The 18902-nt window shown below is 57.4% G+C and carries 15 protein-coding genes and 3 pseudogenes; 4 read left to right on the forward strand and 14 right to left on the reverse strand.

Annotation, left to right across the window (positions count from 1 at the left end):
* Positions 1 to 41 precede the first annotated feature (41 nt).
* A pseudogene (locus tag N8E89_RS05195) lies at positions 42 to 2241 on the reverse strand (esterase-like activity of phytase family protein).
* 230 nt (positions 2242 to 2471) lie between these two features.
* Between N8E89_RS05195 and N8E89_RS05200 the strand changes: the two are divergent.
* Complete coding sequence (locus N8E89_RS05200; protein WP_106661940.1) at positions 2472 to 3161, forward strand: DUF1013 domain-containing protein; 690 nt, start codon at positions 2472 to 2474, stop codon at positions 3159 to 3161.
* Between the two features lie 44 nt (positions 3162 to 3205).
* Here the strand turns inward: N8E89_RS05200 and N8E89_RS05205 are convergent, their stop codons facing one another.
* The 4 genes and pseudogenes from N8E89_RS05205 to N8E89_RS05220 form a co-directional block, all read right to left on the reverse strand.
* A complete protein-coding gene (locus N8E89_RS05205; RefSeq protein WP_262261324.1) occupies positions 3206 to 3916 on the reverse strand; it encodes a helix-turn-helix transcriptional regulator in 711 nt (236 codons plus the stop codon).
* Positions 3917 to 4062: 146 nt separating this feature from the next.
* Positions 4063 to 4651: pseudogene (locus N8E89_RS05210) on the reverse strand (DJ-1/PfpI family protein).
* 29 nt (positions 4652 to 4680) lie between these two features.
* Positions 4681 to 4980: a DUF1127 domain-containing protein gene (locus N8E89_RS05215; RefSeq protein WP_262262000.1), complete on the reverse strand. Its 300-nt coding sequence runs from the start codon at positions 4978 to 4980 to the stop codon at positions 4681 to 4683.
* A 101-nt stretch (positions 4981 to 5081) separates the two neighbouring features.
* Entirely contained in the window at positions 5082 to 6992 is a 1911-nt protein-coding gene (locus N8E89_RS05220) for a propionyl-CoA synthetase (RefSeq protein WP_262261325.1), read from the reverse strand.
* 126 nt (positions 6993 to 7118) lie between these two features.
* On the opposite strand from N8E89_RS05220, the gene N8E89_RS05225 reads away from it, so the two are divergent.
* Positions 7119 to 7280, forward strand: coding sequence for a hypothetical protein (locus N8E89_RS05225; protein ID WP_262261327.1), 162 nt, complete (start codon positions 7119 to 7121; stop codon positions 7278 to 7280).
* A gap of 7 nt (positions 7281 to 7287) precedes the next feature.
* On the opposite strand, the gene N8E89_RS05230 is transcribed toward N8E89_RS05225, so the two are convergent.
* The 5 genes from N8E89_RS05230 to tkt all read right to left on the reverse strand — a co-directional run bounded on the left by N8E89_RS05230 (position 7288) and on the right by tkt (position 13830).
* On the reverse strand, positions 7288 to 8037 hold the full coding sequence (locus N8E89_RS05230; RefSeq protein ID WP_113172338.1) for an SGNH/GDSL hydrolase family protein: 750 nt from the start codon (positions 8035 to 8037) through the stop codon (positions 7288 to 7290).
* A 78-nt stretch (positions 8038 to 8115) separates the two neighbouring features.
* Positions 8116 to 9141, reverse strand: coding sequence for a class I fructose-bisphosphate aldolase (locus N8E89_RS05235; RefSeq protein ID WP_113172337.1), 1026 nt, complete (start codon positions 9139 to 9141; stop codon positions 8116 to 8118).
* A 175-nt stretch (positions 9142 to 9316) separates the two neighbouring features.
* Positions 9317 to 10510, reverse strand: a complete 1194-nt coding sequence (locus N8E89_RS05240) for a phosphoglycerate kinase (protein ID WP_106662576.1) — start codon at positions 10508 to 10510, stop codon at positions 9317 to 9319.
* 266 nt (positions 10511 to 10776) lie between these two features.
* Positions 10777 to 11784, reverse strand: coding sequence for a type I glyceraldehyde-3-phosphate dehydrogenase (gene gap, locus N8E89_RS05245; protein WP_106661946.1), 1008 nt, complete (start codon positions 11782 to 11784; stop codon positions 10777 to 10779).
* 60 nt (positions 11785 to 11844) lie between these two features.
* On the reverse strand, positions 11845 to 13830 hold the full coding sequence (gene tkt, locus N8E89_RS05250) for a transketolase (RefSeq protein ID WP_113172336.1): 1986 nt from the start codon (positions 13828 to 13830) through the stop codon (positions 11845 to 11847).
* 296 nt (positions 13831 to 14126) lie between these two features.
* Here tkt and N8E89_RS05255 point away from each other — a divergent pair, with 296 nt between their 5' ends.
* Positions 14127 to 14399, forward strand: a complete 273-nt coding sequence (locus N8E89_RS05255) for a DUF4164 domain-containing protein (RefSeq protein ID WP_262261330.1) — start codon at positions 14127 to 14129, stop codon at positions 14397 to 14399.
* 18 nt (positions 14400 to 14417) lie between these two features.
* Positions 14418 to 14783: a cell division protein ZapA gene (locus tag N8E89_RS05260; RefSeq protein WP_262261332.1), complete on the forward strand. Its 366-nt coding sequence runs from the start codon at positions 14418 to 14420 to the stop codon at positions 14781 to 14783.
* Positions 14784 to 14911: 128 nt separating this feature from the next.
* Here N8E89_RS05260 and N8E89_RS05265 read toward each other — a convergent pair whose 3' ends face one another.
* From N8E89_RS05265 to N8E89_RS05280, 4 genes and pseudogenes are all read right to left on the reverse strand, one after another.
* The gene (locus N8E89_RS05265) at positions 14912 to 16726 is read right to left on the reverse strand and encodes an ABC-F family ATP-binding cassette domain-containing protein (protein ID WP_262261333.1); all 1815 of its coding nucleotides are present in this window, start codon (positions 16724 to 16726) and stop codon (positions 14912 to 14914) included.
* 148 nt (positions 16727 to 16874) lie between these two features.
* Positions 16875 to 17201, reverse strand: coding sequence for a YMGG-like glycine zipper-containing protein (locus N8E89_RS05270; protein WP_106661951.1), 327 nt, complete (start codon positions 17199 to 17201; stop codon positions 16875 to 16877).
* Positions 17202 to 17337: 136 nt separating this feature from the next.
* Positions 17338 to 17619, reverse strand: coding sequence for a YMGG-like glycine zipper-containing protein (locus tag N8E89_RS05275; RefSeq protein WP_106661952.1), 282 nt, complete (start codon positions 17617 to 17619; stop codon positions 17338 to 17340).
* Between the two features lie 93 nt (positions 17620 to 17712).
* Positions 17713 to 18349, reverse strand: a pseudogene (locus N8E89_RS05280) (thiamine diphosphokinase).
* Positions 18350 to 18902 lie beyond the last annotated feature (553 nt).

Here is an 18902-nt window from a genome sequence, read left to right on the forward strand (position 1 = left end):
GACCGCGCGCCGGCGCGGCCTTTGCGTTTCAAGCGCTGGTTTCAATTCGTGGCCTGAACCTTGCCGATGCCGACGAAGATCGTTTCGCCGGATGAATCATCGACGCCATCATTGTCCGTCACTGCGTAGCCATAACCATCCGCATCGACGGTGAAGCCTTCAAGTTTCTCGGGAACGTAGCCATTGGCCGACTTCAGATCGCCGATGAAATCATGCGCGAGCGTCTTCTGGACCACCGGCAGTTTCTCGCCGATCCTGGCGGGTTTCAAGCCATCGAGCGCCACGCGATAGAGCCGCTTGTTGACAGCCCGCTCGCCGATCTGGTTATCGCGTTCGATGATATAGAGCTGGCCGTCATGCGCGGTGATTTCCGACAGGCCGACCCAGCCATTCGCGGTCGTGTCGAGAGGGTAGGAAACAGCACCCCATGCCTTGTCTTTGACATTGTAGCTCAGGAGTTTGACGAAACCCTTCTCGTCATCCTTCCACTCGCGCTGGATTGCCATCCACAGGGTCGCGTCGTCGCCTTCACCGACACGCGTGATACCTTCGAGGCCGTAGCGGATCTGCCCGGTCAGCAATTCGTCGGGAAGCGCGATTTCTTTTTTGATTTCACCCTTCTCGTTCACATTGAGGATCGCATGCGGCACGAGTTTGGCCTGATCGCCTTCATTGGCCAGCCAGAACCCGCCCTGCCCGTCGGTGGTGATTCCTTCCAGATCCAGCTTCTGGGCGGGCTGGCCGCCACGCTTGACCATCAGCGCACCGCTGATCTTCGCCGGGGTCTGTTTGGCGTCAATCGTGTAGATCGCCGGCGCCGAATAATAGATGGAGTCAGACACAGCATAGAGCTTGCCGGCTTCCTTCGGATCTCCGGCCAGCCCAGAAAGAGCGCCCCAACCGAGCGGCGTCCCGTCATCCTTCAGGCCTGAAACGATCTGCGGATAATTAGGCTTCTGGTCCTTCAACTCATAGATCATGACATGCGAGCGCACGCCGCCATCCTTGATGAGATCCACTTCATTGGCTGTCACCAGGAGGTTGCGCGAAGGAATGGCAAGAACGCCTTCTGGCGCAATGCCTGAAGGCAGCAGTTGAACGAATTCCGGCTCTGCTCCCGTATCCTTGTATACACCGACAAGGGAAGCACGCTCGCTGGCAACGAAGAGATAGTTCGTATCGCCGAACCTGCCGACTTCGGCTCCTTCCAGCTCAACGCCTTTCTTGTTGCGCTTGTCCGGGTAATGTCCGGCTTCGGCCATCTTGTACTCAAGCGACGGTCCGGATTCATAGAGAACCTTGCCATCCTTGGAGAAAATGGTGAAGCTGCGCGAACCGCCCTTGTAGTCACCTTCATTGGCGACAACAAAGCGATCATTGTCGAGCCATTTGATGGTGTCCGGCTCACGAGGAACGCCCTTCAGACTGCCGTCAAACTTGAGAGCGCCATCGTTCTTCACATCAATCCTGTCGAGATCGACCGTGCCCGCTGGGAAATGGTTGACAATCTTGCCACTGGCCGCATCGATAATTGCGATGTGGTTGTTTTCCTGCAGCGTGACGGCGATCTGATTGTTCTTGTTGATCGAGACGAATTCCGGCTCAGCGTCTTCCGGGGCAATCCCGGAGAGACCCGTGAGGTCAACCGTCTTCATGCTCGCGCATTCCGGCACCCCATCCTTCAACGACAAGATCTTGAGGTTCCCCGAAGGCAGCTGCGGTACTTCACCGTCATTTACCTCTTCATCCCGCTCATTTTCGATAGCGATCGCGGTGAAGCTCTTGTCAGGAGAAATAGCGACCAGAATCCGGCTGACCGCCAAGATCACAGCTCGCGTCGATCTTGCGTGAGGCAAGATCAATGACATCCAGCCGGCCCGAGGGATTGGCTTTGTTCTTCGACGTGTTGACAGCGGCCAATACCTTGCCACCAGCAACGGCGACGGACGTCGGCTCGCCATCGACCTTGAGCAAACCGCCCGGCTGCGGTTTGGCCGCGTCGCTGATATCCACGAAGCCGATCGCGCCATAAGGACTGTCGGAATAAATCAGCGTCTTGCCGTCTTCTGAAGCGGTGATTATTTCCGATGATGTCGGCGTCGACTTGTCTGTGTCTTTGGGCAGATTGTCGGCAACGGGGAAACTTGCAATACGGTTGAAGACCGGTTCCGCGACAGCAGGCAGGGCAACGGATGCAAGCAAGGCGGTCCAAAGACCGAGATAGAGGGATTTGCGCGACATTATTTTAAGCCTCCGATTGTTGTCCGGAGATCGTTCGCGCACCTGCATTGCAGTGCAATGACACTTTCATGACAGTTCCATGAAACGCCCGGCCGCCTCAAATCCCCTATGCCAAAAGCGATTCTTGCTCATCCATCAAAATGACGCTATATAACGCCTCGAATTCCCGGAAATTGTGGTTGAACCCACGTCCCGCGCCCCCGGAGCGGACGAACGAGAGGACTATATCTATGGCCACCCAGCTTCTTATGCCAAAGGCAACGGCCGTCTGGCTTGTCGACAATACCGCCCTGTCCTTCGATCAGATCGCTGCATTCTGCAAGCTGCATCCGCTCGAAGTGAAGGCGATAGCCGATGGTGAATCGGCACAGGGCATCAAGGGCCTTGACCCGTTGATCACGGGGCAATTGTCGCGCGAGGAAATCGCCAAAGGCGAAGCCGATATCAATCACAAGTTGAAGATTTCCGATCCGAAAGTTCGGGTGCCGGAAACCAAGCGGAAAGGCCCGCGCTACACCCCATTGTCCAAGCGCCAGGATCGCCCGAACGCAATCCTCTGGCTGGTTCGCAATCATCCAGAATTGAAGGACGCACAGATTTCGCGGCTGATCGGCACGACAAAGTCCACTATTGAACAGATCCGCAACCGTACACACTGGAATTCCAACAATCTCCAGCCCATGGATCCGGTAACCCTCGGTCTCTGCTCACAGATCGATCTGGATATAGAGGTCGAGCGTTCTTCCCGTGGCCGGCCAGTTCAGCCCGAAAGTGGCGACACGCTGCTTCCAGCTTCCGCGACTGAAAACCTCGACATTCAGCCAACGGTCCGCGAAGAGGACGAAGAGCTTGATGCCGACAAGGTGTTCGCGAAGCTGTCTTCTCTCAAGGGCCGCCACGAGGACGAAGACGAGGAATAGTTTTCCCAAAAATCGTCAAAAGAGCCCGGCATCGCCGGGCTTTTTTATGATGCTCTCGCCTTGGTATCCGGTGTCTCGCTAAGTTCGACCCGGCGATAGAAATCCGCCAGTGTCTTTCCGCGTTCCTGGCGGAATATCCGGTCAGCCTTTTCCACCTTGGCAATCCGGTCAATGCGGAACGTGCGAAAATCATTGCGCAATTCGCACCAGCTGATCAGCGTCCAGACCTTGCCCCAGAACCAGAGGCCAAGTGGACGGATATCGCGCACGCTGTCCTTGCCATCCAGGTCCGTATAGGTAATCGACAGGACACGGCACTGTTCGGCCGCATTTTCCGCCAGGTCGATCAACGACCGGTCGTTGTCACTGATATTGTAGCTGGTCGAGTGGATATGCGTATTGGTGATCCGCGGGCGGTCTTCCTTGGGCAGGACAGCGCCGATCTTTATGATGGCCTCCTCGGCTGCACGAGCCATGGATGCACCACCCCAAGCGGTGATGAGCCGGGCGCCCGCTACCAGCGCAACAACCTCGTCGCGTGTGAACATCAAGGGCGGCAGGTCGAAACCCTCGCGCAGGATGTAGCCGACGCCGGCTTCGCCATCGATGGGCACGCCGGTGGATTGCAGATCGGCAATGTCGCGATAGATGGTTCGTTCGGAAACTTCGAGCTTGTCGGCGAGCTGCCGCGCAGTAACGAGACGGCCCCCACGCAACTTTTGCACAATCTGGAAAAGACGGTCAGCTCTACGCATGGCTTAATCCTTCAAGCCAAGCATGATATCGCCCGCCTTCATGCCCGCAATGGCAATGGGACGCGGGCTTGATCTCATGCGATCCGCCAGAATTCAACTTGTCCGTCCAGCTTTTCATCTCACGTACCCTCGCTTTGCCAGCTCAATCACGCGGCTTGGTATTCCCGTGCAATCAGTTCTCGCATCTCGGCGACGTGCCCGGCTCTCTCGGGGAACAGCGCCTCCAGGAAATCGGTCGTGAACGTGCCGGGAGCCGACCCAGGGGCGCTGACGATATGCGCATCCCGCACCGCGTGAGGTACATCCTGGTAAAATGACGAGCCGGCATAATCGCCAATCTTCGATCTCGATCCATCCGGCACCATTGCTCGTATGTTTGCGACCCTCAAAGAGGCCCGCACGGGCAAGCGCCAGCGTACCACCGCAGATACCGCCGATGATGCCGCCACGTGCCAAAGTGGCATTCAGGAGCGGTGCTATGTCAGGAGCATCCGCGCTTGGCCAAGTGTCCGAACCAATGACAGCAATTGCGTCGAGGTCGCTATTTTCTTCGACCCCGGTGCCTCGTTCAGCCATCAGCCTGAAGCCGCCGATCGACCGGACTGGTCCGGTCGACGGCGACAGTGCAATGGTACGCGCACCAAACCACTCAACCGCCGATCCTGAAAGCAATCCATACTCCCAATCGGCGAATTGATCGATGAATACGAAACCGATCGTCTTTTTCTGCTCCATGCCCATCGCTCCCATTTTGCTCGATAATCTTAGTATTGTAGCTTGAAATAGCTTGATTTGCGTGCATTTCCCGCTTGCCGAGGCTTTGGCCAGCCTATTTGCCAAGGAGCGAGGTCGGCGCCGGCACTTTCCGTGCCAGCCTCCGTACCCTTCATCGAGCCTCGACGCGCAAGCCGTTCGGCATAAGCATCGGGCCAACCGATATCCTTCAACACATGCTCGGGAAGTGAGTTGAGGTGCCGCTCCGTACGCAGTTCTTCGCGATACGCTGCGAAGTCCGTGAGCAGGCGCCTTACCGTATCAACAATGCCAAAATCAACGTAAGTCATAACCCTGTCTCCTTGTGACTACGGAGACACTATCGCATACCCCTCCTGACAACCTTCTGTCAGGAGGATGTCAAGAGGTGCGCTTTATTTGCAGAGCCAGGTCAGTCGTTCTTGACGCCGATACCCCGCGCATTCAGCACGGCCGTGATCTCGTCGAGAATCGCTGGATCGTCGATAGTTGCTGGCATGTTCCAGGGCTCCCGGTCGGCAATTTTCTGCATCGTCCCGCGCAGGATCTTTCCAGAGCGTGTCTTTGGCAGGCGTTTTGCCGTAAGCGCCATTTTGAACGCCGCCACCGGCCCGATCTTGTCGCGAATCAGGGCGACACAATCCTGCTCGATCTCGCTTTCAGCCCGGGTCACGCCGGATTTGAGCACGATGAAGCCGCACGGTACCTGTCCTTTCAGATGATCGGCGATACCGATCACAGCGCATTCCGCCACATCGGGATGGCTCGAAAGGACTTCTTCCATTGCCCCGGTCGAAAGGCGATGGCCGGCGACATTGATGATGTCGTCGGTTCGGCTCATGATGTAGATATATCCATCCTCATCAATGATGCCGGCATCGGCGGTCTTGTAGTACCCAGGAAATTCCGTGACATAAGCATCGCGGAACCGCTGGTCCGCATTCCACAGGGTCGGCAGGCAAGCGGGTGGAAGCGGCAGCTTGACGACGATATTGCCAAGTTCACCTCGCTTGACCGGATGACCGGCATCGTCGAGCACCCGAACGTCATAGCCGGGCATCGGCACGGTCGGAGAACCGTATTTGACAGGTAGCATGCCGAGGCCCGCGGGATTGGCCGCCATCGGCCAGCCGCTCTCCGTCTGCCACCAATGATCGATGACCGGAACGCCCAGCCTCTCTTCAGCCCATTTGATCGTGTCCGTATCTGCACGTTCTCCGGCCAGAAATAGATATTTAAGCGACGAGAGATCATATTTGCCGATGAATTCGCCCTTCGGATCCTCTTTCTTTATGGCCCGGAATGCTGTCGGCGCGGTGAACAGCACTTTCACCTTGTGCTCGGAAATAACCCGCCAGAACGTGCCCGCATCGGGCGTTCCCACCGGCTTTCCCTCATAAAGGATGCTTGTCGCACCGATAAACAGCGGCGCATAGGCAATATAGGAATGACCGACCGCCCAGCCGATATCCGAGGCCGCCCAGAATACATCGCCTGCCTTTGTATCGTATACCGCGCCCATCGACCAGGCGAGCGCCACCAGATGCCCGCCATTGTCGCGCACAACGCCCTTGGGTTGGCCGGTGGTGCCGGAGGTGTAGAGAATATAGAGCGGGTCGGTCGCCTTTACTGCCGCACAGGCGATCTCACGGCCGGTAGCAGCAGCGACCGCCTCGGCATAATCGAAATCGCGTCCTTCGACGAGCGCATGCGGTTGTTGAGGGCGGACGAGAACAACACATGTCTTGACCTTGTGCACTGCCTGCTCGATCGCCTTGTCGAGCATTGGCTTGTAGGCGACGACGCGTCCCGGCTCGAGGCCGCAGGAAGTAGCGATGATCATCACCGGCTTGGCGTCGTCGATGCGGGTCGCCAGTTCGTGCGCGGCGAAACCGCCAAAGACGACGGAATGCACGGCGCCGATGCGCGCGCAAGCAAGCATCGCGACCACAGCTTCCGGCACCATCGCCATATAGATGATGACCCGGTCGCCCTTCTGCACGCCCTTGTCGGTGAGGACGGCAGCCAGAGCATTGATGTCGCTGAGAAGCTCGGCATAAGTGATCTTGCGCTGTGTGCCCGTTACTGCGCTGTCGTAAATGAGAGCGACCTGATCAGCCCGGCCGTTCTGAACATGCCGGTCGACGGCATTGTGACAGGTGTTGCACTCGGCACCAGCATACCAGCGCCCATATGGTCCATCGTCCGCATCGAAAACTTTGTCCCAAGGCTTGCTCCAGTCGATCGCCACGGCGGCGTGGGCCCAGAATGCCATCGGGTCGGCCTGCCACTCCTGATAGACCTCGTTGTATCGTGATGTCATGAATATCCTCCCAGATCCGACAGCATCCCCAATGTCATAAGCAGAGTCAAAGGCCGAATTGACAATCTCGTATGGAACGCTCACAGCTCGCATTTCCGATCACACCGTGCGGACAGAAGCAAACCGATGACCAAAATCCTGCCATTCGCACTGATCTTGATGATGGCATTGCACGTCATCAAGCCACTCGGATGGCCGGGGCTCAAAAAGCGTGGTGATTTTTGGAAGATTGCCGCGGGAGCCATTGTGGCAATGTTTATCGTCGTGCTCGCCGGCCACGCGGGCTGAGCGTGCCCTAGGACGATGCCCGTCCATTATCGATGTCAGGCAAGTTGAGAACATAGGGCACAAGGTGTCTTGCCCAGGCGTCGTAGCCCAGCGCGGAAGCATGAAAACCGTCGCTGGAGAAGCCTTCCGGTCCCTCCACGGGCAGACGTGTCGCAGGAATCGCCATGCGCTCGCGGCACAGTCGTTCTCCCAGCTTGTTTATGGCGTCGGCCCTGCCCTCGAGGATACGGCCAAGCAATCCTGGCATGGCGGGGACATCGCGAAAATCGATAACCTTCGACCAGACGATATGCGCTTCCGGCCATTTCGCCTTCAAAGCATAGAGCAGACCACCGAATTCCCTCTTGAAGCGCGGAAGGGAGTGAAAGTTCTTGGTGTCATTGGTGCCGGTCGTCAGCACGATATGGGTCCACAAGCCGCGCTCGATGTTGGGCACCACGTGATCGCGCAATTGCCCCGAAGTCGCTGAATTAAAGCCGGCTGCCCGCCAGATGATCTTGCGGCCGGTACGCCCCTGCAAATGCACTGCAAGCCGCACGCATAGCCCTTGCCAGGGATCGGTGATGCCAACGCCTGCGGCCGAAGAATCGCCCAGAACGAGAAGCCTGATCGCAGGGTCCTTGCCCGCGATTTCGCCCATTGGCAGAGCGCTTGGCGGCAGCATTCGTTCCGTTCGCAAACGCACGCCTATGCCTTGCCAGGCATAGACAGGATAGAGCAGCCAGCTGACCAGCGGATGGAAGGGTGATGATGTCATTACCCGCAATTACCCCACAAAAAGCCCGGACTGATTCCAGTCCGGGCTCCATGAGATACGCTTTTGGATAAAAAACGCTTAAGCCGCCTTTTCCAGGTCTTTTTTCCAGCCGCCGGTTGCGGCGAGGCCGTTCATTTTGGCGCGATGCGTAAAGGCGCGCTGGCCCGCTGCAAAATTCTCCGGCTTGCCATTCCAGGCATTCAATGCGGCCGCTTGCAGCGCCCGGCCATAGGAGAAGGTAAGCTTCCACGGCGTTGTATAATTCGCATTCATCGCCGAAAGATGCGCAGTAGCTTCTTCGTCGCTTTGACCACCGGAAAGGAAAGCGATGCCCGGAACTGCCGCCGGGACCGTCGATTTCAACAGGCGTACCGTCTGTTCAGCCACCTGCTCGACCGAAGCTGTGCGGGCGTTCTTGCCATCGATGACCATGTTCGGCTTGAGGATCATGCCTTCCAGCACGACGCGGGCGTCATAAAGTTCGTCGAAGACCGTTTTCAGGACCCATTCGGTGACCTCGTAGCAGCGCTCGATCGAGTGGGTGGCGGGCTTGCCATCCATAAGCACTTCCGGCTCGACGATCGGAACGATTCCAGCTTCCTGGCAGAGGGCCGCATAACGGGCCAGTGCTTGGGCGTTCTGCTTGACTGCACCCCATGTCGGTACACCGTCAGCAATGGCAATCACGCCGCGCCATTTGGCGAATCGTGCGCCAAGTTTGTAATATTCCTGGAGACGCTCACGCAGGCCGTCGAGGCCCTCTGTGATGGTCTCACCCGGGAAACCGGCAAGCGGTTTCGCGCCTGCATCGACCTTGATCCCGGGAATGCAGCCGGCAGCCTTCATGATCTGAACAAAGGGGGTTCCATCCTTGGCGTTCTGCCGAATGGTCTCGTCGTAAAGGATAACGCCGGAAATGTGGTTCGTCATCGCGTCGCCGGAGCGGAACAGCATCTCGCGATAGTCACGCCGGCTATCGGCGGTCGATTCCAGTCCGATCGTATCGAACCGCTTCTTGATCGTTGCGGTACTCTCATCTGCAGCAAGGAGACCCTTGCCCTTGGCAACCATTGCAATCGCGATATCTTCGAGGCGTTCAGTCATAGACTATTTCACTCCGTTTCCTGTGCTCCGGGCCATACCAGAAGCCTATGACAAACGAAATGGCGCTCCAAGGTATTGAAACGATTGAAATTTTTTCAACCGATTTAACTGGATAACATTTCTTGTTCGTCGTTAACCGGGACCCGCAAGGACCCCGATTATACACGAAAAAAGGTCAGCGCTTCAAAACGTCGACACCTGGCAGCGGCTTGCCTTCCATCCATTCAAGGAAAGCGCCGCCTGCCGTCGATACATAGCTGAAGTCATCGGCAACGCCGGCATGATTGAGAGCAGCCACGGTATCGCCGCCCCCCGCCACCGAGACGAGCTTGCCGGCCTTCGTCCGTGCAGCCACATGACGCGCGGCAGCTACTGTCGCCTGATCGAAAGGATGCAGCTCGAAGGCGCCGAGCGGTCCATTCCAGACCAGCGTCGATGCGTCATCGATCGCACCCTTGATGCGTTCAATCGATTGCGGACCGACATCGAGGATCATGCCATCTTCCGGAATGGCATCGAGACCATAGGCGCGGTGCGGTGCATTCGCCTCGAAATGCCAGGCAACGACAGCGTCCACCGGCAGGATGATCGTGCAGTTCGCGGCGTTCGCCTTGGCCATGATTTCGCGAGCAGTGGCGGCAAGGTCGTGTTCGCACAGCGATTTGCCCACCTTGACACCCTGAGCCGCGAGGAAGGTATTGGCCATGCCGCCGCCAATGACCAGCGCATCGACTTTCTGAACCAGATTGCCAAGCAGGTCGAGCTTGGACGAAACCTTGGCGCCACCAACAATGGCAACGACCGGACGTTCCGGATTGCCAAGCCCCTTTTCCAGCGCCAGCAGTTCGGCCTGCATGGTGCGGCCCGCATAAGCCGGCAACACGTGGGCGAGACCCTCGGTTGAGGCGTGGGCACGATGGGCGGCGGAGAACGCATCATTGACGTAAATATCGCCATTGGCAGCCAGCGCCGTCACGTGGGCAAGATCGTTTTTCTCCTCCCCCTTGTGAAAGCGGGTGTTTTCCAGAAGCAGGATATCGCCGTCCTTCAGCTTGGCAATTGCCGCCGCTGCCTTTTCACCGATGCTGTCTTCGGCAAAATATACGTTGCGGTCGATGACCTTGGAAACGGCATGGGCAATGGGCTTCAGGGAAAATTCGGCTGTCGGCCCATCCTTCGGACGACCGAAATGCGCCAGCAGAAGAACCTTTGCGCCCTTTTTCGACAATTCGAGAATAGTTGGCGCGACCCGTTCGATACGCGTTGCGTCGGTGACGGCGCCGTCCGCAACAGGAACATTCAGATCAACACGCAGGAGAACGCGTTTTCCCGCAACATCGGCATCATCAAGCGTCTTGAAAGCTGGCATGGTCATCACCCTCGTCTGAACGGTACCCGTTCGGCATGCAAGCCAAACGGTCCGGATACTCTTATTAAGAAACCAAAATGACGGGTGTTGTCGACCCGCCATTTTGTTTCATGCAGTAGCCATCTGGAACCCTTTTGAGAATTCAGCCTGATGGGGGATCTGGTACGGTTTTCGGGAACCGGAGCGCAGTGGACTTTAGGTCCATGAGCACCGGAAGCGCGGAAAGTCGCATCAGATGCCCATCAGGGTAAAGTTATCAAATGGTCTCAGATCACCTTGCCGAAGGCAACAGCGGTATCGCCCATACGGTTCGAGAAGCCCCACTCATTGTCGTACCAGGAAAGGACGCGTACGAATGTACCTTCCATGACCTTGGTCTGGCTGATGTGAAAGATTGAAGAATGCGGATCGTGATTGAAGTCGATCGAAACATTCGGTTCGTCCGTATAGCCGAGAATGCCTTTCAGCTTGCCGTTGGCAGCTGATTTGACCGCGTCATTGATCTCAGCAACCGTCGTCGACTTCTTGGCGATGAACTTGAAATCCACGACCGAGACATTCGGGGTAGGGACGCGGATTGATGTACCGTCCAGCTTGCCATTGAGTTCCGGAAGCACCAGGCCGACGGCCTTGGCGGCGCCAGTCGATGTCGGGATCATCGACAGGGCTGCAGCGCGGCCGCGATAGAGATCCTTGTGCATCGTATCGAGCGTTGGCTGATCGCCGGTGTAGCTGTGGATGGTCGTCATGAAGCCATGATCGATACCAACGGCTTCATGCAGCACATAGGCAACTGGCGCAAGGCAGTTGGTCGTGCAGGAAGCATTGGAAATCACCATATGCTCCTTGGTCAACTTGTGATCATTGACGCCGAAAACGACGGTAAGATCAGCACCTTCCGCGGGTGCGGAAACGATAACGCGCTTCGCACCGGCTTCGAGGTGCGCGGCCGCCTTGTCGCGAGCCGTGAAAATACCGGTGCATTCAAGCGCGATATCAACGTCCAGCTCTTTCCACGGCAGTTCGACCGGATTGCGCACAGCGGTGACCTTGATCGGACCGCGTCCAACATCGATCGTGTCGCCGGAAACCGTCACGGTTCCCGGAAACCGGCCATGAACGCTATCGTAACGCATCAGATGTGCGTTGGTCTCGACCGGACCAAGATCGTTGATCGCAACGACTTCAATGTCGGTGCGGCCGGATTCCACGATGGCGCGAAGAACATTGCGGCCGATACGGCCAAATCCGTTGATTGCAACGCGAACTGTCATTTTTATCTTCTCCTTGGGTATTTCCGAGCCCTGGCCTGGATTGTGCGGGAAATCCGTAGATTATTTCAACTTGCTTTCTGCCGCTGCGACAATTGCGTCCGCAGTGATGCCGAAATGCTTGTAGAGCGCTTCGATCGGGCCGCTGGCACCAAAGCCGGTCATGCCTACGAATATGCCATCGAGACCGATGAAGCGATCCCAGCCAAGACGAATGGCAGCCTCAACCGCGACCTTGACCGGCGCATCGCCGATCAGCGCCCGCTTGTATTCGTCGCTCTGCTGTTCGAACAACTCAAAGCAGGGCACCGAAACCACACGGGCCGGATGGCCATTCTGTTCCAGCTGCGCGCGTGCATTGAGGGCGATCTCGACTTCCGAGCCGGTTGCGAAGATCGTAACTTCCGCCTTGCCGCTTGCAGGCGCGAGTTCGTATGCGCCATAGGCGCATTTGTTCTCGTCGACGTGTTCCGTGCGAACCGTCGGCAGGTTCTGGCGGGTCAGGGCAATCGTCGATGGAGTCTTGCGTGACTTGAGCGCCAGTTCCCAGCATTCTGCGGTTTCAACAACGTCAGCAGGGCGGAAGACGTAATTGTTCGGAATGGCACGCAACGCGGCGAGGTGTTCTACCGGCTGGTGCGTCGGACCATCTTCGCCAAGGCCGATCGAGTCATGCGTCATGACATAGACGACGCGAATGCCCATCAGGCTCGAAAGTCGCATCGCGCCGCGCGCATAGTCGGAAAACGTCAGGAAGGTCCCCGAATAAGGGATGAGGCCGCCGTGCAGCGCCATACCGTTCATCGCCGCGGCCATGCCATGCTCGCGAACACCGTAGTGCACGTAGCGCTGGCCATAGTCTTCGGGCGTGATATTCTGGGTCTGGCTGGTCTTGGTGTTGTTCGACCCCGTCAAGTCGGCGGAACCGCCGATCGTCTCGGCCAGAACGCCATTGATGACTTCGAGCGCCATTTCGGAAGCCTTGCGGGTCGCAACCTTGGGCTTTTCTTCCGAAAGCTTCTTCTTGTAGGCAGTGATTGCTGCTTCGAAATTGCCCGGCAGATCACCGCGAACGCGGCGTTCGAATTCCGAGCGAGTCTCGGCATCGACGGATGCCAGGCGATCGTTCCAGGCCGCATGCGCTCTCGAAGAGCGCTGGCCGGCTTCGCGCCATGCGCCGAGAATGTCTGCGGGAACAACAAATGGTTCCGATGTCCAGCCAAGCGCCTTGCGTGCGCCAGCGATTTCTTCGGCGCCGAGCGGCGAACCGTGAACCTTGTTGGTACCCGCCTTGGTCGGGGCGCCAAAACCGATCGTCGTCTTGCAGGCGATCAGGGTCGGCCTGTCTGACTTGTGCGCCTTCTCGATAGCAGTTGCGATGGCATCCTGATCGTGGCCGTCGATGCGCAGGGCGTTCCAGCCGGAAGCTTCGACGCGCGCGCACTGATCCGTATTGTCTGCAAGCGACACCGGACCATCGATGGAGATGTTGTTATCATCCCAGAAAACGATGAGCTTGTTCAGCTTGAGATGGCCGGCCAGCGCGATTGCTTCCTGGCTGATGCCTTCCATCAGGCAGCCGTCTCCGGCAATGACATAGGTATGGTGGTTTACCAGATCGTCGCCGAAATGCGCATTCATGATGCGCTCGGATAGTGCCATGCCGACGGAATTGGCAAGGCCCTGGCCAAGTGGGCCGGTCGTCGTTTCGATACCGGATGCATGGCCATATTCCGGATGGCCCGCGGTCCGGGAACCCAATTGCCGGAAATTCTTGATCTCGTCGATGGTCATGTCTTCGTAGCCGGTAAGATACAGCAGCGAATAGAGCAGCATCGAACCGTGTCCAGCCGAGAGCACGAAGCGGTCGCGGTCCGGCCAGTGCGGCGACTTCGGATCAAATTTTAGGAACCGGGTATAAAGGACAGTCGCAATATCAGCTGCGCCCATGGGAAGACCCGGATGGCCCGAATTGGCTTTCTCCACTGCGTCCGCCGACAAAAAGCGGATTGCATTGGCCATTTGGTTGGATTTTTCAGAATTGGTCATGGTTACCGTCTTTCGAGGAGGAAAGGAGATGCCGTTTCTGGAAGCCGGTCAGACAAAATCCAAAAGGCACGCTTCACATAGCAGGTGTCTTGATGGAGTCAATAAAACCTAGGCCAAATTGGGCCCATCGGCAAACAGGTCTTTCGCGGCATGAGATTATTATCGGTGCATGACCGAACCATGACAGCTCGGATTGATTGACGCGGCGTTGATGTAACCCTTAGACTCTCCAACATAAGCTGTTCTTCTTTTTGCGATCTCGTTTAAAAAGATTGACACATGGGGAAACGTTGAAAATGGCATCGGAAGCCACCCTCAGACAGGTTCTTGAAAGACTGGAAAAATCTTTGGCGCCGCTTGAGGACGCGGTCGACTTGCGTCTTGAGCATGAAGGCGATTTTGCCGAAGCCGAAGAAGAGGTCCAGCGGATGAACATGGACCGGCGCAAGCTGGCACAGGAACTTGACGCGTCGGAAGGTCGAGCCGAGCGTCTCGAAGCCGCAAACAAGGAAGTTTCGCGCCGCCTTGTGGCGGCGATGGAATCCATTCGCACGGTCCTTGATCGATAAAACTGGGAAAGACAAGCCATGGCCACTGTAACAGTTACGATCGATGGCAAGGCCTACCGGATGGCCTGCGATGAGGGCCAGGAACAGCATCTGACTGGCCTCGCCGAGCGTTTCGACCGCTACGTCACCCACCTCAAATCATCGTTTGGCGAAATCGGTGACCTGCGCCTCACTGTCATGGCCGGCATCATGGTCATGGATGAGCTCAGCGAGTTGCAGATGCGTCTCAAGGGCCTTGAAAATGAAGCCGAAGCGTTGCGCAAAAGCCGTGACGAAGCCTTGGCGAGGGCCGACAAGAACGATGCGGCAATCACCGGCGTCTTGTCGGAAGTGACAAACCGTATTGAGACGCTTACAACCAAGCTCGCGCCAAAGGCGAATTAGAAGCCTTCGGAGGATTCAGCCTGATGAGGTCGCTGGTGCGGTTTTTGAGAACCGGAGCAAGGTGGATTTTTCCCCCATGAGCACCGGAAGCGCAGAAAACTGCATCCGGCATCCGTCAGGGTCGATTCTCAACCCTCGATTTCCTCGCGCAGCATCTCGAGCTCAAGCCATTCGTGCTCATATGTTTCGAGGCTGTGACGCTTCTTGCCGATCTCTTCGACGGTCTTGTTGAAAAGCGCCGCATTTTTCGTGAACAGTTCAGGGTCGGCCAGCTTCTTCTCGAGTAAAGCAATCTCTGCGTGCAATGTTTCAATTTTTTCAGGCAAGGTTTCAAGTGCGAACTTCTGCTTGTAGGAAAGCTTGCGCTTCTCCTCGCGTTGCGCCGGGGTTTTCTCCGGCTGAGCACCGGCGGCTTGCGGCTTGGCGCTTTTCAAATCCTTGCGCGTTGCGAGCGCTTCCTTGCGTTGCGCCAGCATGTCGGTATAGCCGCCGGCATATTCCAGCCAGCGTCCGTTACCTTCTGGCGCAATCACCGATGTCACCGTCCGGTCGAGGAAATCGCGGTCATGGCTGACGAGAAGCACGGTGCCCGCAAATCCGGCGACCAATTCCTGCAACAAGTCCAGCGTTTCCATGTCGAGATCGTTGGTTGGCTCATCGAGCACCAGCAGATTGGCCGGACGGGCCAGTACCCGCGCCAGCATAAGGCGCGCGCGCTCACCACCGGAAAGTTCGCGGATCGGCGTGCGCAGTTGTTCTGGCTGAAACAGGAAGTCCTTCATATAGGAGGCCACATGGCGCTGCTCGCCGTTGACGACGACATTCTCGCCGCGCCCGTCGGTCAGATAATCCGAAAGCGTCTGTTCCAGATTGAGGCCGTCGCGCCTTTGGTCAAGAACGGCTATTTCAAGATTGGTGCCGAGCTTGACGACGCCGCTGTCGGGCGCGAGCAACCCCGTCAGCATCGATAGGAGCGTCGTCTTGCCGGCACCATTGGGACCAACGAAGCCGACGCAGTTTCCGCGCTGGATCCGCGTCGAGAAATCGTTGACCAGCACATTGCTGCCATAGGCTTTGACGAGGTGTTCCGCCTCAATCACGAGTTTGCCGGATTCCTTCGCATCACTCGCCTTCAAGACGGCCTTGCCTTGGGCGCCGCGATGATTGCGGAATTCGCTGCGCATGGATTGCAGTTCGCCGAGCCGGCGCATGTTGCGCTTGCGCCGGGCCGTCACGCCGTAGCGCAGCCAATGTTCTTCGCGCACGATCTGGCGGCCGAGCTTGTGCAGGTCGCGCTCTTCCTCCTCAAGCACCTTGTCGCGCCATTCCTCGAAAAAGCCAAATCCCTGGTCCAGTCGCTTCGTGACGCCGCGGTCGAGCCAGATCGTCGACCGGCTGACATTCTCCAGGAAGCGCCTGTCGTGCGAGATCACCACAATGGCCGAGCGTATCTGGCGTAATTCGTCCTCCAGCCATTCGATCGTTGTCAGGTCGAGATGGTTGGTGGGCTCGTCGAGCAACAGTATGTCGGGCTGTGGTGCCAGGACTTTGGCCAATGCCGCACGGCGCGTCTCGCCGCCCGAAAGATTGTCGGGCTTTTCTTCGCCCGTCAGGCCGAGATGCTCCAACAGATAGCTGACACGGTAGAGATCGTCCGCGGGTCCAAGCCCCGCCTCGACATAGGCCCGAACATTGGCAAAGCCCTCCATGTCGGGGGCCTGCGCCAGATAACGTACGGTAACGCCGGGATGCTTGAACACCTCGCCATCCGTTGGCGCGACAAAGCCGGCGGCAATCTTCAGCAGTGTGGATTTACCCGATCCGTTGCGTCCAACAAGCGCAATGCGGTCGCCTTCGCTGACGGAAATGGCAGCCTCACTTAAAAGCGGCGTACCGCCGAATGTCAGTGCAATCCGGTCAAGGCGAAGAAGGGGTGGAGCCATGAAAATTTTCAGTTCTGGGAGTTGGAGCAACGATCGGAAGCCAGCCGTGGCACCCGAACATGCGCCTTGTCGGCGAGAATGCCGCCTCTGTCAAATGAAACAGGCCGGAAATTCCGGCCTGTCTCGAATTAATCCGGCAAAGCTCCGGTCAGTAACCGCCGCCATAGCCGCCGCCGCTACCCTCGCAGGGAGCAGTATAAATCGAACCGTCACGGCGCTGGTAACGGCATAAATTCTGATCCTGCCCGCGCGGCGTCGTCGCCGTTCCGACAGCAGCACCGAGCAGCGCGCCACCGGCGGCACCGACAATCGTGCTCTTCGTGTCACGTCCCAGAGCCTGTCCGGCCAGCGCACCAACGCCGCCGCCAATCAAGGCACCCGTCCCGGCACGCTGATTCTGCTCACTTGTTGCACAACCGGCAACAGATACTGCCAGAAGCGCTGAAACCGCTACGGCGGTAAGACGAAATCTCATATTTAATCCTCTCAATTCATATAAGTGCGGCACGATCCTGCTTACCTAATGCGGCAGAAGAAAGATCGTTCCTGTTCACCGAAACAGAACAGGCCGGAAGTCCGGCCTGTTTGCAATGCGCTTGCGCTTGAAGTTATTAACGGCAAGGAGCCCGATAACGTTCGCCGTAGCGGTTTTGATAAGTGCAGTAGCCGCTGGAGCGCGGATTGGTTGCAGCGCCCACAAGAGCACCACCGGCGCCACCAATTGCAGCACCCGCCAAGGCGCCTCTGCCTCCATCAATAGCACCGCCGGCCAATGCGCCCAAGGCGGCGCCACCGACGCCATAACCAGCAACGCGCTGATCGCTGGTTGTACAACCAGCCACCGACAAAGCCAAAAGCCCTGCAACTGCTATTGTAGACAAACTTTTCAACATGGAAGACCTCTCCCGTTTAAAAACCAAACTCACCAGCTTGCGTCCCCAATGCTGTGCCGCAACAATTACACTTTCCGCTTTGTTTTACAAGCGTTAGGCGATTTGCGGGGCAGCAATCAGGATCGCTTTACCCGAATGGAGCGATACGTGGAGATTTCCACACACAGCATTCGATACTGTAAGAGATGAACCGAAAAAAAGTTCCATATTTTTCAAAGGCCAGCGCGCGCCCTCAATCGAAAGCCCCTGCAATGGCGTAAACGCAACGATGCTGAAGAGCGTCCCGTCGGCAAAATCGAAATCATAAACTCCTGCAACCAGCGGGTGTGCTTCCTCGCTGCCGCTGGAAAGGACAAGCTTGCGTCCTTCGGCTGCGTGAGCCGTCGCCATCGTCAAATGCAGGAGCGTGTGATCGGTGCGCGATCCGCCGAAAGCGCCGCACAGGATGACTTCGCTGGCGCCGAGCCTGTAGGCCTCGTTCAATGCAAGCTCGCCATCGGTCATGTCTTTGGCCGCCGGAAATACGACCCGTGGCACATGGGCATACTTTGCCTCGAGCTCCGGCGATGTCGAGATCGAAATCGCCAAGCCATAGCTCGGGTGCGAGACCTAATATGTCAGCGTGTGCGATGCCGCCATCGGCCGCCAGGACGCGCGCGCCGGAGACAAGTTGCCGAAGACGGTCGGAGACGTGAACGGTTCCGCCGAGAAGGATAACGAATTTGCTCATAAAGCGCCCATAGCATGCGGCGGGGCCGGTCGCATAGCTTTGATAAAGCTGGGTTGAAACTATCCCGACATGCCGAGGAAAATGGCCATAACTCCGGCAATGGCAACGCCGATGACTAGAACGAGGCCTGGCGAGATCGCAGGAACCAGTTTTTGTCTTCTGCGCCGTAACAGGATCGCATGCGGCTTCACCGGCCTTATGGTCGATTGAACCCTCACAGTTGAATATTGAAACCCTTGACCACGAAACATGGCTGATCCTTTCGCGTGAACCGGTCCGTTGTGGATGGTCCGGCGAAAATAGCGCCCCCGAAATCAGCATTCGAGTTGGAAAAACGCTGTGCGGCGTAAGCGTTTCATAAGCAATCCATTGCCCTAACCTCCCCAACTGTGGAGGGCCGGAAGCGTGCCGCCGGAACTATCACTCCGCTGGATCCCGCCGAGTTTTGTGCAAATGTACCCTCCAATTACGGAGAGGGATGTGCCCCGCAATTGTTGGAGAGAGGCGCCCGTCTTCCCCAACCACTCAATGGCCAGACTCAGAGATGAGGGTG

The sequence above is a fragment of the Phyllobacterium sp. A18/5-2 genome, from assembly GCF_025452215.1.
In the GTDB taxonomy this organism is placed as follows: Bacteria; Pseudomonadota; Alphaproteobacteria; order Rhizobiales; family Rhizobiaceae; genus Phyllobacterium; species Phyllobacterium sophorae.